This window comes from Pyrobaculum ferrireducens (assembly GCF_000234805.1).
Classification (GTDB): Archaea; Thermoproteota; Thermoprotei; order Thermoproteales; family Thermoproteaceae; genus Pyrobaculum; species Pyrobaculum ferrireducens.
Genome location: NC_016645.1, coordinates 2,335,462 through 2,351,732, shown reverse-complemented (window position 1 = coordinate 2,351,732; position 16,271 = coordinate 2,335,462). Strand labels below are relative to the sequence as shown.

General features: G+C 61.0%; 4 protein-coding genes. All 4 read right to left on the bottom strand.

Annotation, left to right across the window (positions count from 1 at the left end; translation table 11 throughout):
• Window positions 1-17 precede the first annotated feature (17 nt).
• On the bottom strand, window positions 18-692 hold the full coding sequence (gene tpiA / locus P186_RS13075; protein WP_014289993.1) for a triose-phosphate isomerase: 675 nt from the start codon (window positions 690-692) through the stop codon (window positions 18-20).
• Window positions 693-918: 226 nt separating this feature from the next.
• A complete protein-coding gene (locus tag P186_RS13070; protein ID WP_014289992.1) occupies window positions 919-14,847 on the bottom strand; it encodes a hypothetical protein in 13,929 nt (4,642 codons plus the stop codon).
• Window positions 14,844-15,698, bottom strand: a complete 855-nt coding sequence (locus P186_RS13065; RefSeq protein ID WP_014289991.1) for a hypothetical protein — start codon at window positions 15,696-15,698, stop codon at window positions 14,844-14,846. The genes P186_RS13070 and P186_RS13065 overlap by 4 nt, the downstream gene beginning before the upstream one ends.
• Complete coding sequence (locus P186_RS13060) at window positions 15,698-16,252, bottom strand: hypothetical protein (protein WP_014289990.1); 555 nt, start codon at window positions 16,250-16,252, stop codon at window positions 15,698-15,700. Before P186_RS13060 ends, P186_RS13065 begins: the two co-directional genes overlap by 1 nt.
• Window positions 16,253-16,271: the final 19 nt, after the last annotated feature.

Below are 16,271 nucleotides of genomic sequence, written 5' to 3'. Positions count from 1 at the left end.
AGGCGGCCCCGCCGCGACTACCTCACCAGGGGCTTCGCCAGCTCCATTATTTTCTGGTAGTGGTTCTTCGCCTTGACCGCGGCGCTCGCCAGCAACACCCCCTTGGTGCCTAGCCTCAGCGCGGCTTCCACGTCCTCACCACTTTCAATACCGGCGCCGGTGATGACGGCGACATCGGGGAAGTGTTTGCTTACCAGTTGCACAGTCTCCACGACGGTTTCTGGCTTGTATTTAGAGACCGCCTTGCCGGTGCCTATTAGCTCCGGCGGCTCCACCGCCACCGCGCTGGGCCCCAGGGCGGCCGCGGCGAGGCTGGTCCTCGGGTCGGGGGCGCACGTCACCACGTCGAGCCCCAGCGCCCTCGCCTTGGGGATGAATCTGCCTAGATCGTTTAGGCGGAGGGGTGCCTCGCTGTGGTTTAGAATAACCCCGGAGGCCCCCACCTCCTTGACGTTTTCAAGCGCCGTATGGGCCGTGTAGGCGCCGGCGCTCTCGACGTCGACGCCCTGGGCGTAGACCGGAATTTCCACAGACTGGGCGACTAGGGCGAGCTCGAAGTGGTTGGGAGCCACGGCTATGTTTACCCCCAGCTCCTTTGCAGCTCTCTCGGCGGCTTTTGCTATTTCCACAGCCCTGGGCCCGGCGGCCTCCTTGTATGATTTGAAATTTATGATTAGTATGGGGAACTTCATATCCGATGTCGCGGGGCGGGGTTTAAAATTATGTTTCTTGTAATAACTCATCTATGGACTCCGTTGAATTTCGAAAATTTCCCTCCATATATAGTGTGTAGCGGCGTGGAGAAGCCCGGCGCCGGGCGAGGGCGGCGTGGCGAAGTCTGCAATACGTGCGATGAAGAGATTGAAAACTATTCTTAAAAACGGTTCTCAGTTCTAGATATTGATAGGTATGCAGCCGTTATGTGTTTTCGCTTTTTAATGATTTTCTCTGGCATATGTCCAGCGCTATGCACACCGACTCTAGGCGCAGGTAGGCGTCAAGGGCACTGCCTGTGAGGCGAATCCGTCCTTTTTCTCTGCGCCACTTGTCTACGCCTAGGGCCTTCAGCACGGCGGCGGTGCGTATGTAGTCCGCCTCGCGGCCTCCCTCTGCGCTGGCGTGTATGTTGACGTAGCCCACTATCTCGCCGCCGCTCTTGAAGAACTTGGCCTCCTTCTCCACCGCGACTTCGCTGTTCCCCTCAACCACCTTTGCCTTTATCTTGACGACCAAGTGCTCCTTTGTCTTGTTCTTCTCCCTCCACGCCTCCACCTCCTCAACACGCACCTTCATCCTCCTGCCCTCTACCTCCACCTCTCTTTCAATGGGCGGTTTGGCCGTGCCCCACTGCTCCCCCTCGCGGAAATACTGCTCCAGCCGTTGGCGCACCTCCACACCCTTTGCCTCGGCCTCCTTTAGCAACATTTCCTTCAGCCACTGCGCCCTCTCATCGCCGTGTAGGGCGAGCCAGCCGATGTACCTAAGGCCGTCTACGGTGATGTGCACGGAGCCAGGCCTGCCGCCCTCCGGCTCTTTAGCCGTGAAGTGCACGATGCACCAGTCGCCTTCGCATGCGTCCCTCATGCCCAGCCCCCTCAGAAGCTCCACCGCCTTGCTGAAGGACTCCGGATCGCTGGGTCTGTACTCCACAACCACGGAGCCGCTTCTCGACAGCTTTACGGAGAATCTCACCTCTCCCCACTCCGGCACGCCCCTCTCAAACTTCCCGGCGAGGTATCTGTACGCCTCCTCTTCGAGGACGCCAACCTCTTTGCACTGTTTGAGGAATTCCGCAATGGCTCTCCTCACCTCTTCGTGGACAGAGTCGGCGGCTAGGGCGTTCGTGGTGATATCTACGCGCCACTCGTCGCGGTTGCGGTATTTATCGTATGTCTTGCCGATTTCCGCCTTTATGCCCACCGCCCTCAGCACCGCCGCCTTCCGCTCAGCCTCCTCGCGGCTGGTTGTGCGGAAACGAAGTTGTACTGTGTTGGTTTCATCCAAGCGTATTGAGAACTCCGCCGTTGCGCCGTCCGCCTCGACAACCAGCCTAGCCCTCGGCCTCTTGCCCTCTGTGGTGAATTCCTTTATCCACGCCTTCACTTTTTCTGCCCTAGCCATGTCAATCATCTTTACAACTTTGGAATAAATTTGCTCATCGCCCCTCACCACCTCAAGTAGGCGCTCAAGCCCCACTAGATACGGCAGAGCCTCCCTCGCGAACCTTTTGGCCTCCCCGCCGTACAGCCTTATGTGGACTGCTTTCTCAGCTTTCGTTATCTTCGGCTGGTACCCCAATCTCCTCAGCAATGTGTAGTACAGCGTTGCCTTGTCCTCTGCTGACATCTCCTTTCCGCCGCCGACGGTCAGCACAACTTCGTTTGCCCTCACAGTCCCATCGCCCAGCACGTCGTATAGGAGCATCCCCACCGCGCGTCTCCCAGCCTCCCCGCGCTTTTCGGCATCTTGTTCGTCATGCATCAGCTCTCTCAAGGAGTTCACCAGGGTGTGGAAGACGCGGTGTTGCTTTAAGCCCGGAGCCTTTGCAAGCCACTCGCCGATCCACTTCTCTAGCCTCTCTCTAGACACCGCGCGGCCGGAGCCCTCCAGAAGCTTAGCCACGAAGTCGATAAACCTCTCCTTCTCCTCCTTAGACATGCTACGCGCCGCCGAAAGCCTATCCCACACCTTCTTGAAGTACTCGTCGTGTAGCTCTACGCGGTACACGGCCTTCAGCCCCTCGCTAGTTACGCTGAAGCGCTCGATGTCAACGCGGACCGGCTTCCCCTCCCTCTCGCCGCCTCCCCAGTGTATCTCCCCCGCCCCCACGCCGAAGGCTGAGAGATACACCACCACCTGCTCCAAGGAGGCGGTCTCCATCGTAATCACATTCCCCTCCTCACTTACATGCACATCGCTCAACAGCCAGCCGTCCTGCGCCTCGCGGCTGGGCGGAGGCGCTGTGCCGGCGATACGCATCTCCTCGTACTTTAACACAGCCGCCCTGGCCTCCTCCAGCTTCCTCTCCGCCAGCGGGCGGGTCAGCTCGCCGACGTATAGCCGGGCGCCGCCGGTTCTGATAAGCTCCAGCTTAGCCTTCATGCCGCCGGCGTAGATGATGTACACGCCCTCCTTCTCTGTCTTCTCCACCCTCGCCTCGCCCCTCTCAAACGCCTCCGCCAGGTGCTTCAGCTCTCCGCGCTCCTCCGCGTCTTTCAGAACTCGGCCCAGCTCCACCACTAGCCTCTCCTCAAGCGAGAGCTCCCCTATCCGTCCACGTCTGACGCTTCGCGCCCTCCCCAGCAACTTGTTGTACGCACCGTACGGCGTATTAGCCACAAGCGAAGCCAAGTCCTCCGCGGCTAGGGCCCTCAGCGCCGTCAAACCCACCACGTTGTCCTCTACAATTGCCCTCAGATACGCCACGGCCCTAGTGCCGTAGCTAACGTCTGAGAACACGGCCAACCTATCGGCAGTCGCCTCAGCCAGCCTCCTCGCCTCTATAGCATTTACCTCTATCCACTTCGCGATCTCCCCCAGCCCCTTTATGCCCTTCATCTCAGTTGCGGTCTTTAGGTTCACGGCTATGGTGTTAAGCTCGCCCGCCACCTCCTCAGCGATTTTCAACACCTCCCCCCTGGCCTCCACCAGCTTCTTCAATTCGCTGTAGAACTTCCTCCACTTCTCTCTGTCGTCGCCCCCCAGCGCCTCCTTCAAAACCTCGGCGGCTTTCTCTCTCGCATTCCACATCTTCTCAAGCATCTTGTACACATCATGGGCGCGGCGCTGAAGCACAGCCCAAACGATTAGAAAAGCCGCCTTGGCATATGCGTTCTTCTCCTTGTCGCTACGCTCACCCCTCTCCCAGTACATAAGCGCCTCAGCCGCCGGCCCCAGCCAAGGCACCCTAACGCCTCTAGTAGCCCCAAGCATATTCACCAGCTTCAACAGCCTTTCCTCGTCTACCTCGGCTACGCCCCTATAAAGCTCGTCCACAACGCTAAACAGCTCCTCAAGCGCCTCGCCCACATCTACACTTCTCTTTTTAGCCTCCTCCACCAGCTCACCTGCGGCGGGAGGCTTCTTAAACTCGCCGTGCTTAATCAGCCCAGCCGCTAGGGCCAGCTTGCCGAGTTGCACCGAGCCTAAGACGTCGTGGGCGAAGGCCCACGTGACTACGCCGGCGGAGGCGGCCGCGGCGAGGAAAAGCCAAGCCCTGTGCTCATCCACCCACGCGATTATGCGAGCTACAGCCTCTACAAACAGTTCGTAAAGCCTCTCAAGCGCGATTTTAGCCCTCTCCAGCCACTCACGCAGTGTTTCGTAGGCAAACTCCGCCGCCCTCTTTACGTACTCAACCGCCCTCTCAAACCTACCCTCCTCGACAAGCGCCAGCGCGCCGGCCACCGCCGATACCACGGCCTCGCTGTACAAGCCGTGGTGAAGCGCAATTAAGGACTCCGTGGCCGCCGCGGCAAATGCGGTAAGCCTCAAGGCTTGCTCAACAGTGGCCACCGCCTTGAGGGCGCCCTCGTGCACCGAGATCAGCGCCTTCAGCACCTCCCTACCCACGGCGTAGGCGTAGCGCCAAGCCTCCCCCGCCATTTCTTCGCCCAGCTCAGCCCTAATCCTCTCAAGCCTTTCGCGTATGTCGGCGAACACCCTAGCCGCGTCTGCCTCCACTGGGCTTCTCGGCTCAAGGCCGTGGACAACGTCCTCGGCCCTTTCGAGGAGGACCGCCAGGTAGTGGAGGGCCTCCGGCGAGTCAACGGCGTGCCATATCAAGCTGTAGACGTCTCCCGCCAGAGACTCGGCCGCCTCTACGAGGGCCATGCCGCCTCTCTTCGCCAGCCTCTCGGCGTACCTCGCCTTCACCCTCTCCACAGCCCTCCTCACAGCCTTATCCACAGCCTCCAGAGCCTCCCTCGAAAGCTCGACACGGCCCTTCACCGAGGCCAGCCAGGAGACGGCGGATACGCCTCTGTACCTCTCGGGGATGAAGCCGGTGGCTTCCTTCAGTTTCTCCTTAACCTCCTCAGAAGGCCTCTTTAAGGCCACCTCCGGAGGCCTCAAGACCTCCGCTGGCTTTACAGCCTCCTCTGGAGGCTTAGTCTCCGGGAGTTTTACATACTCCTCCCTCCGCCCCACAGCCTCGGCGGCCTCAGCCGTCTTCGGCTTGACAGCCTCCGCGGCTTTAGCCGCCTCCGCCGGCTTCACCGTCTGCCCAGCCCTCTCCAGCGCCTCCGCCTTCTTCGCCCTTATCCACTCCGTCCACCAGGGCTCGTCCTCAATCCGAAAGCCGGGCGGCAGGCCGAGTCCTTCGAGCTTCTCCTCGGCGCGGCGTATCACCTTCTCCACCTCCTCCCCAGAAGCCGCCGCGTATAGACGGGCCGCCAGTGTGAAATACGGCTCCCTCCTCGCCGCAGGCGCCATCGTCTCCCCCGCCATAAACTCCAGCCACCTCCGCAGATAGCCCAGGTTGAGGGCAAGCTTAGCCTCCTCTAGTAGGGGCCTCCCGCTCACCCGAGACATCTTCTTGGCGTAGGAAATCAGGGCGTCGAAGGCCTCCACCCCCGTCTCGACTGACAGTCTGTACAGCAGAGCCAAGGCGTTTCCGTCGGGCCAGCTCCACAAAGCCTCCCTCCTCTGCCTGGCCTCTTCTATCAACCGCAGTATGAAGCCGTGTGCGGCTATGGAGGATAGGTACAGCTCCAGGGCCTTCGGCTCGTACCACTCCACCTCAAGCTTCCTCAGGAGGTCTCTGTAGTGTTGGTTTGTCGCCCTCAGCGCCTCGTGCATCTCCGGCTTTACGAACCTCTCAACCCGCCACCACTCGGAGAGGTGGTAGAGCTTCTTCAACACCTCGTCTAGGTGCTTGCTGTACGCAACGACGCCGTCTTTCGCCAAGACGGCGCCCACCGCCTTTGTGGTGAATACGTATTCGGGAGGCGCGACGCCCAGCTCAACCTTTTGGGCGTCTCTCACCCCGGCGGCGAAGCGCCCAACCACCTCCCTCAGCACACCGCCCAGAGCCGGGTGGTACACAAAGTAGAAGCGGAGCACCTCCCCCTCCTGGGCGTGAAGAGCAGTCTCCAATGCAAGGCGCCTAGCCAAGAAGTCGGCCACCTTCCCACTCCTCGTCACGTAGGCCTGGACAAGGCCCCGCGGGGCGGGCATCCTCCCCTCCGCCAGATACTGGCGGTACGTCTCGAGAGCCTCCGCCACGTCTCTATCCATTGCCCTATACAGCGCCTCCAGCAACAGCTCTCTGGACTTGGCTATGCGGCCCACCGCCTCCGCCGCCTTCCTCAGAAGCTTCGCGGCGCTGTACCCCACGCCGAGGCTGTTTGTCCACACCAGATAAGCCGCCACATCAGCAACGGCGTCGCCCGCCTTGACAGCCCTCTCGTAGAGGGCCGGGTCGTCTAGAGACGTCTCCGCAAACTCCCTCAAGGCGGAAACCGCCTTCTCCGCCACTTCGTCTGGGAGATCGCCCCTACCTGCCAACGCCTCGACCCTGGCAATAAGCCTCTCGGCGTAGGCCCTCGGATCTCTACCTTCCCTCCCCCTCAGCCAGAGGGCTCTCCACATCGGCTTTAGCGCGGAGTCGTAGAAGCCCTCCCTAACGAGGGTCCTCTCCACATTCTCCACCTCAGCCTCCGCCATCCGCCTAAGCTCCTCTGGCAGTTGCTTGTAGAGCGCGGCTTCCCTCGCACGCGCTGGCTCCAGCCTTGCCAACTCCTGCAGTGCGACTACAGCTACGTAGCGCCTAAGGCCTCCCTCGGCGTACCACTCCCTCGCCACCCTCTCAACCTCGTGTCTTGCCCCAGGCGAGAACTTGGCCACTGCCTTAAGCTCCTCGACGACGCCCCTAACAGCCTCTTTATACACGCGGTAGACATCCTCGGCCGGCTGAACCTCCCTCAGCAACCTGCCGAGGTCGTAGTAGCCCCTCTCAGCCAGCCACTGCGCCACGGCGCTGGGTAGCTCCACACGGCCCTCCGAGTGGTGCCTCGCCAGCTGAGACGCTATTCTGCCCACCTCCTCCTCAAGCCTCTTGATCCGCCGGGAGGCCCACTTGGCTACGTTTCTAACAACAGCGTCTTCTAGCCTGGAGGGCTGGTACTTCGCCTCTACGTCAAGAGCCTTTGCCACGGAGAGGACGCCGCCCTCCCTCACGTAGCCGCGCCTCGGCTCCATCCAACGCTCAAACCTCTTGTAGAGGCGGTAGGCCTCCACAGCCTTGGCAACTATATCAGCCGCGCCCTCCAGCTTCAGATCAATCAGCCACGCCAAAACCCTCTCAGGCGCGGCCCACTTGATCAACCTAGCGACAGCCTCCTCCGGATCCAACCTAGTCAAAGACAGGGCTCCAGGGCCGAACCACCTCCGCAACTCCTCTGCCTTCTCTCTGTCTATCTGCGCCAGGGCCTCTCTCAACTGCCTTGTGTACTGGCTGTACCTCTCCCCTGCTTTGGAGGCGTCTACATCCCTCCCGGTCAGCTTCTTGGCTTTTGACAGCATCTGGGCCTCCTCCAGCGCGGCCCTGGCCGCCGCCGCGGCCGCGACGACGTCGGGCGCCTTGCCCCTCAGCGCCTCGGCGGCGCCCTCAAGCGCCAGGACTCTGCCAGCCCTAGCCAACAGCTCAGCAAGCGCCCTGTGTTGCCTCCCCTCCGTCTTGTAGTAGCGCTGGATGCCCTCCCTAACGCCGCCCCAGTCCCACCTCTTTACGTGTCTAGCCACTTTGTCGGGGTACTCCCTTCTCGGCAGGAAGAAGAGGAAGTCCGCCGCCTCAACTTTGACGGGCATGCCCACGGTGATGGGGAGGTCTACCAGCGTGGCCGACTCCCTGAGGGCCTCGCCTAAGGCGTCGAAGAAAAGCCAGCGGCTGTAGGCGCTCTTGACCAGGGAGGCCCCCAGGCGGTTCATCACGTGGGCATCCACAGGGGCCCTAAGCAAAGCCCTCTCAGGCTCCCACCCCAGATACGGCAGAAGCTGGTCGTACAGCGTGTTGAAAAGCCTCTCCCGGCCGTAGGCGTCGAAAAGCTCGTAAGCCCTCCCCAACGCCCTAAGCATCTCAGACGCGGTTCTGAGGCCAAGCCTCTCGGCGGCCCATATCACGTAGGCCAGCTCCCTCTCCCCCAGCACGGGAGACCTCAGATACTCCACAAGGCGTGGATAGGCCTCAAGGGCCTTGACGTACTCCCTCAGCACAGCCCTCGCCCTCTCCACGTCCTTGGCGCCGGCTACAACCTCCCTCGCTGAGTACAGAGCCAGAGCCGCCTCCGCCGCGGAGGGCGAAATCGAGGCTATTTTTATCAACAGCCTCGCCGAGTCGGGGTCTAGGTACTTCTCAAGCTCCGCGCGCAGTCTAGACAGCTCAGCCGCCGCGGCTTCAACAGCCTCCTTCCTAAATACTTCAACCAACTTAGCCGACTCCTCGCCAGGCTTGGTGCCGGCTTTCAACAACAGCGAAATGGCATTAGGCGCCTCTTGGCTTAGGCGCCTAAGCTCTTCCTCCCTCTCTCTCGTCGGCGTCTTTCTAAATTCTTCTAGAGTTTTGAAATACCTGATAACAGCCTCGGCGGCTCCGGGCTTCGTCAATTCGACAGCCGCCTCCACGGCCTTCGTCCTCACGCCGAGCCTCCCAGCTACTTCGAGAACTGCCTCGGCCGCCCTCCTCAAGGCGTGTACGTCGGCGTCTCCCGCCGCCACTCTCGCAAAGGGATGCTGGAGGGCCTCTCTAGCCTCTCTAATCGCCTTAGCCCAGATGCGCTTAGCCTCCTCTACCCCTACCCTCTGCCCGAGCTCTGTAAGGGCGTTTATGGCGATGGCCTCTATCCTCTTGCCCACGTGCTCCGCGACGGCTCTGTCGCGCCTAGCCAGCTCCGCCAGCAACACCACGGCGAGAGCCCTCTCGAAGACCTCCGCCGGCACGGTGGGCTGTTTAAACACCGGGACCTCTGCCTCCCTCCCCAACAGCCTCACCGTTGTGAAGTACGGCTCGTACTGCCGCCTCACCGCGGCCACCGCCTCAGCCAGCCGCCTCTCTCTGCCCCTGTACAGCTCTCTAAATGCGTTAGACAAGGCACGCCTCTCCCCCTCTGTATACAGCAGAGAGGCTGTGGCGGAGAGCCTAACGGCTGTCCACGCGTCTAGGTAGAGCGAGACGTCGCCGGGGGCCTCCACTCTCGTCAGCCTGGCACCTACGGCTTTTTCAATCCTGTTAAGAGCCTCCGCTACGGAGCGTGCTTGCTTCAGAAGCCTCTCAGCCTCTGTGTATCTGCCGGCTCTAGCAAGCGCCTCGGCTTCGCCTACAAGCCTCTGAACTCTCTCCAGGGCCTCTCTGTAGCTCGGTAGCCTGATTTCGACCTTTCTCAAAGGCTCAAGCTCTCTGGAGACGTCCCGCTTCACTTTTTCGAGAGAGGCGGCTTTTTCAGCGACGTGCCAGAGCCTCAGCACCACGTCGTAATGCGCCTCTCTCACCGCTACGTACGGCTCTCTGCCCTGGTAAACCGCCTTGAACACCTCCGCCGCCTCCTTCGCTGAGGCGTGTCTGTGGGCCAGCTCGACGAGGGCGGATAGCTCACCGGCTATCCGTTTTACAGCTTCACCGCCGCCGGCCGCCTTGGCGGCTCTCAGCTCCTCCACAAGTCTTCTGTACTCCGCCGCAATTGCGTAGAGCAACGGGTCGGGAATCCAGTAGTCAGCCAGAGGCTTGGGCGAGTAGGTCTTTCTCAGCTCCTCGCCGATCTGCGCCGCCGCCCTCAGCCTCTCCTCCCTATCGGCGATTCTCAGTCTGTACAGCCGTACATACGCCTCGGCGAGCTTTACATAAAACTCAGGCGGAGGCTCGACCACGCTCAGCCGCCCAGACACGGCCCCAGCCCTCCTCCTCAGCGCCTCTGCTGTCTGCAGAACCGCGGCCTCCAGCCTCCCCCTCTCAGCGGGGGAGGCCTCCGCGTACATGCGAAGCAGAGGCCTAAGCGACTCGTACTGCCTAACCACCTCCCGCGCCTCAGAAGCCGCCTCCACCACAGCTCTATGCCTACTGGCGGCCTCCTCGACGCGCCGCACAAGCCCTCTGTAGAGTAGCGACAGCCCAGCGGCGCCGACGTCGCCCTCTCTGAAAAGCTCCCAGCCCTCCCTAGCCGCTCTTACATCTGAAAGCCTCTCGAGGACAGCCCTCAGCCTCTGGGCCTCCCTCGCCGACTGTTCAACAGGCGCCAGGTCCCTAAGGACCTCCGGCTTGACCTTCTCCAGAAGCTTGACGTACTCCCTTTCTAGTTTTTCAATAGTCTTCACCGCCGACTCCCCTCCCCTGGCGGTGTAGAACTCCTTCAGCCTCTCCACCTCGGCTTTGAACTGCCTAACTGCCCCCTCTCTGTCGCCGGAGAGCGCCGTCTTGACGGCTCTCTCAAACGCCCTCAGCACCTCAACAGCCTCCGGCTTCTCCACCGCGTAGACCCGCTTCATGTGGGCCAGCCACGAGTGCTCCATTCCGAATCTACGGAAGTATTCGAAAGACTCCCTAAGCACCTCCCTCCTAGCCTTTTCATCGCCTTCTTTCACAGCCTTGACGGCCTTCTCCAGAAGCTTGACGGCCCACGGCTCGGCGGCCATTGGCGCCAAGGCGGAGACGACGTAGACGTCTCTATACGCCGACTCCGCCATTCTCTCGGCCCTCAACAGAGCAAGCCTCTCCGCCAGCCCCCGTGTAGACGCGTACGGCTTGACCGAGGCGCCTCTCTCAAGAGGCGTGCGCCTCCCTACGTACTCCTCGGCGCCGAGGGTGAGCTCCCTCACGGGAGGCCTGAGCATCCTCTCCGCCTCCTCCGGCCTCACCGCGCCTATGGCCACCGCCCTGGCAACAGCCACCACCCTCAGAGTGGGGAGCGAAGCCCTTATCTCGTCCACCGCCACAGCCCTTGCGTATCTACGGGCGTCGTATGGCACCGGCCTAGAGAGCCAGTACTCCTCCCAAAGCGCCCAGAACTGCTCAGCGTGTCTGAGGAACCTAGCTCTGAGAGAGGGGTCTACGACTATTCTCTCACCCTCCACCCTAGCCCCCACCAACAGCTCAGCCGCCTCTCTAGCAGTTTTAGGCTCCACTCCCGTGATTTGTCTGAAGAACGCGGCGAATTTCGAAAAGGCCCCCATGTGCATCTCCAGAAACGGCTCGTATACCCCCCTCACCAGCTTCTCCACGTCTCCAACCACGTTAGCCACAGCCCTCCTCGCCGCCTCCTCTCTCGACACGCCGGCTTTCACCAGCTCCTCTACGCGCTTCTCAATCTCCCTCTCCCAGTCCTTAACCGCCAGCTTTCTGATGAGCTCCATATACGCTTGTCTAGAGCGCTGGACAGCCTCGCGCTCTATCTCCCTCATCTTCTGAGCCACAGCGAATTCCTCAACACGCTCGGCGACGGCCCTCGCCTTCGCCGCCGCCCTCCTAGCCAGGATGTACTCCCTCAGGGCCATGAGCTCTTCGTACCTCTCCCTTGTGATTCTGCCCTCCAAATACAGCCTCCGAATGTAGGCCGGGTTTATCAACGCCACCCACCTCGGCTTGTCGTCTAGGTGCCAGAGTAACGTGTAGTATAGCCAGGGGTGGCGCCTAGCCACTTCGTCCATGAGGGCGTCTATGGCGTAGTCAACCTTCGGCAAAATCCTCCTAAGTAGGTGTAGCAAATCGCCACGAGTGTACTCATGCACCGTCTTGGCTACTCTATACCCCACCTTAGCCGCCTCTTTAGCAACCTCGGCGGCTCTTCTGCCTCCCCTCACCAGAGCCTCCTCGGCCTGCCTCAGCCTCTGCCACACCGCCTCCTCTATCCTCCTCCTCACCTGCTCATTGACGGCGTCTGGGTGTACGCCGAATCTCCTCTCCACGTACTCCCTCGCCGAGTCCCTATACCGCTTGGCGATTACGGCCCCCTTCAGCGCGAGGCGCCTAACGAGGCGTATAGAGGCCCTCTTCACAGGAGAGCTCATGAACCTCGCCAGACGGGTGAACCACTTCGACCTCAACAACAACCTAATCTGAAACCAGAAGGCCAGCTCCTGCACCACGTGCACCGCGAGGCGCATGAGGTACTGCCCAAACGACGGAAAGCCAAACACCGCGGAGAGCACCTCCAGCACCACCACCGGCGCGAATACGGCGACAAACAGCGCAACGAAGAGCCTCCCCCATATCTCCGAGATGGCCCAGGGTATGTTCAGCGTAAAGCCAACATCCCAAATCGACACACCCCACCTCTTGTCCGGCTTAGGCATGGGCGGGGTGTCGGCGGGCTTGTAGGAGAGGGGCACCGAGCCGTTCCACGGGATTGGCCAGTAAGCCGCCAGCTCCCTCGGCGGCGGCGGGGGCGGGTTGTTCATAATCCACCTCCACCTCTGGATCCACACGCCTATGAGCCTCCTCGTGGTGTTGGAGTCGCCCATTGGAAAGTACACCAGCCACGTGGCGTTTCCGGGGTAGAGGACTACACGGCCGTAGGCCTCCTTGGCGTTGTCCACGCCTACGGGCCTCCAGTCAAACCTAACACACGCCACGTAGAAGTTGTAAGGCGTGTAGCCCCTCGGCGTAACCTCTGGCATTGGGTGGAGGGGCCTCGGCCTCACCGCGTCTTGGTAGTATCGGTAGACAGAGGCGGCGGGCTCCACCTGGTCAACCGGGGCAAACATCCTGAGGAAGTTCAGGTACGCCCTGCTGTAGTTTCCGCTGGCGAGGAGGGCGAAGAAGAGGTCTCTATTTACCCGGGTCATGTTCTCAGCCGCCCTAGGCACAAGCCGCCAGTTGGGCTCGTCTGCCGTCATTACAAATGCGGAGCACTCCTGGTCGTACTCGGCGCCTCTCAGAAGGTTTATCAACTCGACTCCGTCTTCGCTCGCCGGCGCCTCGTCGTATGTATCCGGTAGCTGGACGCTCTGGGGGTTTACGGAAAGCTCCACTCCGCCAAGCCACGCGAAGCCGTACACATATGCGAAGTTGCGCTGTACGTCCCAGAACACCACCCGTTTGTAGACGTGCTTGTTCTCAATCCAGCAACTCGCCCCCGCGGGAGGCGGCCCGTTGCTCCACTCGCCGTACTTCTCCTCAGCCCAAACCCGCCAGTCTCTGTAGGTGAATGGGATAGACAGCACGGCGTCGCTTCGGTTCTCCGGCACCCAAGGCCTTCTGTAGGACAGCGCCGCCAGCGACGCGGCCGACGGCTTCAGCACCTTCTCGTAGCGGGGCTCCTCCCACTCCTCCCGCGAAGTGGAGCACCACTCGTCACACCAACAGTAGCCATTGGGATCACACGTCCACCCACAACACCACTCACACACCCTAGTCCACTTGTAGAAGTCCTCCGAGCCGCCCTTCTGGGGCTTACCGGCGTTTGGCACAAGGATGGTGAAGTTGGAGTAGGTGGACTTCGTAACAGGCTTCGTGTAGTTTGTCGCGTTGAGGCCTACGTCGTACCTCAAAACGCCTTTCGCGGCGGTGACGTTGCCGCCTTTGTAGTCCTCGGAGGCGGGCGGCACCAGCCAGCCCCAGACCCCGACGTAGCCTATGCGGCTTTCGTTAAGCAGAGTCTTGTTGCTGTAGACGACGGTGACGTTGACGTCTGCGGTGAGCATCCGCCAGAAGTCCTGCGGCCCGGCGTATATCTTGGCCCAGGGGAGGAGCTTTTTGTAGAAGTCGCATTCAGCCTTCTTCATCTTGTCCATCCACTCCTGGGCCGATACGTTGGCAATGGTGGCGTTGCCGACGGCCGCTCTGAAATACGGCTCAATCATGGAGTAGTCTGGGCACCAGTATAGGGTCTCGACAGGCCGCGGCACGTCAAGCCAGGTGTGGACGACGTAGGGACGGCTCTGCCCGAGGCCGGTCCAGTTTTTGTGGCCAACTAATGTCGGCGTCCACCACCCCGCCGCCACCCAGTCGCTTCCGTTCTTCGCCAGAGAGGCGAAGAACTGCAACGCGTAGTCCAGCGTCGTGTTGTTTACAAGTGAGAAGGGGTATGCCGATTTGTTTAGCTCCAAAATTGCCTCCCTCACCTGGCTTAGGCGCACAGTGGCGTTGTATCTCAACAACGCGATTCCGTCACCCTCGACGGCTAATGCCGTGTAGATCTGGGGCTCCGGCTTCGGCGCCTTGTTAGCCCAGTGGCTTGTCGCGTTCAGCCACTGCAGTAGGGGGATGCCCTGCGCCGTCGTGTAGGCGCCGGCTATCGTTGCGACGTAGAGGAAGAGGCCGACTCCAAACAGAAGAGCCCCCAGACCCCTAACCCTCGGCAGTAGCATTAACAACATGCCGAGGAAGAATAGGGTGGGGACCCACGTCTTTGCTATTTCGCCGAGCCAGTGCATGATGTGGTAGGTCATCATGGCGCCGGTGGACACGTTGTAGCCGGTGGCGGCTACGTGGTATATTGCATCTGCTATTTCGTAGATACGCGTGGCGGCGGCTGTGATAGCCACAGAGCCTCCGCCAGTGAGAGGCGCCAGAACAACCCCCAAGATGATGGCCGCCAGCGCCGCCGACATGGCAACGGCGGCGCCCTCAATGGCGTAGGCAAAGGCCAGTGCAGTACTGTAGGCCAGGTCGAAGGCCTCCTTCATACGCCTCACGCTCTCCTCCAGCATCTTCGACACGTCGTAGAAGCCGTAGAGGTAAACCGGCGTAGGGGCAAAGGGAGCCACCAGCCTAAAGGCGAAGTCCACCACAAAGGGCGTAAGCAGAACCAGCCCAAGGGCGAAGAGGGGGAAGTACCACTCCTCGTCTCCCCTGACGAAGAGTAGGTAGAGGGCGGAGAGGACTCCTGCGATAATTAGGGCTTCTGTTAGGGGTATCATTCCACCGAGATTCTCTCTGGTATCTTGGTCATGGCGTATGTAATGGCGGCGGTGACCGCGCCGGCCATGGTGAAGGCGAGGGCCGCGGCGGCGGCTATGTTTGCGGCCGGCACCACTGCGTTCAACACGGCGCCGTATAGGACTGGGTAGCCGAAGGAGGTCACCTCCACCTCTCTCACGTAGTCTGCGTACGCCGCCAGGGCGGGGGGCATGGCCATGTTGAAGGCGGCTATCACGGCGCCGAGTAGCTCAAGCCTCTCCACGGCGATTAAAATCGCGGCGAGGCCTGCCAGCGCCATGAGGCCTATTGCTAAGAGAGAGGCGGCGTATGCAGTCGCCAGGGAGAGCATTGCCCCGTTTGCCGCGCCCGAGAAGGGCATGGCTACTTGGAATAGAGACATGGAGAGCGGCGAGGTTACGCCGGCCAGCCCAGTTATGGTAGTGGCGGAGAATATCGTGCTGTATGCGTCTACGTACCGGCTGAACTTTTCGCTGAATGTCTTGGCGGAGCACTCAAGCGCCTTGGCCCCCGCGACGAAATACACGTCTATGTTGAAGGAGGGCGCCAAGTCGAAGTACTTGAGGCAGTGGGGCTCAAGCGGCTTGCTCCCCGTCTCGTCTGCCGCCGCCTCCACAGCCTCCAAAAAGCCCCTAACGCCGAAGCCAACGAAGGCAGTGGAGAGCATAACCGCGGCGAAGAGCAACCCGGCGATTAGGGCTCTGTACAGAGTGTGGCGGGCCTCCTCCCTCTCCCTAGCCCCCCCAATGGCGTATAGGATAGAGGCGTAGAGGCCGTAGATGAAGATGATGGAGGAGGAAAAAAGAGTGATTATTTCGGGTGTGGTGAGCATTACCAGAACCTCAGCGCCTTGGCCGCGTCTACGACGCTCTGAATGAGGACTTTGCTTAGGAAGTCCGTCACAGTCTTCAGAGGGTCTAGCTGGCTCTGAACTGACTGGCCCCAGGCCTCGGCGGCTAGGTTTACTCCAAGCACCACGAGGCCAACAGCGAAGGGCGACAGTATCATAGCCAGTAGTAGCCACTTGTACTTGTCGACTAGATCGTTGATGTATCCCCACCTCGCCCAGCTTGCCGGTGCCAGCTTGCTCATTACGAAGTAGTAGATGCCGAAGATTATGAGCGACGCCCACCACGCTATGCCCCATACGGCCATGAGAGCGCCGGCGGCTGACTGGACGCTCTGAACCGCGCCGCTTTTAAGCACGAGGTCCCTACCTTGACTAACGCCGCCGCCCCCGCCGCCACCGCCAGTGGCGTTGCCAGCCTGCTGGGCGAGTATGGGCATTGCCAGCACCAGCAACGCCAGCGCGGCTATTGCAAGCTTCTTAACCTTCTCCCCAGCCTTCTCCTTGTCTTTGATTTGGGAGACGTTTTTCGGGGGCATGTACGCCTCGCTCGGGAGG

Excerpts from the sequence above, each read along its gene's own strand:
- tpiA (WP_014289993.1), bottom strand. The coding sequence starts at position 692 with ATGAAGTTCCCCATACTAATCATAAATTTCAAATCATACAAGGAGGCC.
- P186_RS13065 (WP_014289991.1), bottom strand. The coding sequence starts at position 15,698 with ATGCTCACCACACCCGAAATAATCACTCTTTTTTCCTCCTCCATCATC.
- P186_RS13060 (WP_014289990.1), bottom strand. The coding sequence starts at position 16,252 with ATGCCCCCGAAAAACGTCTCCCAAATCAAAGACAAGGAGAAGGCTGGG.
- P186_RS13070 (WP_014289992.1), bottom strand. The coding sequence starts at position 14,847 with ATGATACCCCTAACAGAAGCCCTAATTATCGCAGGAGTCCTCTCCGCC.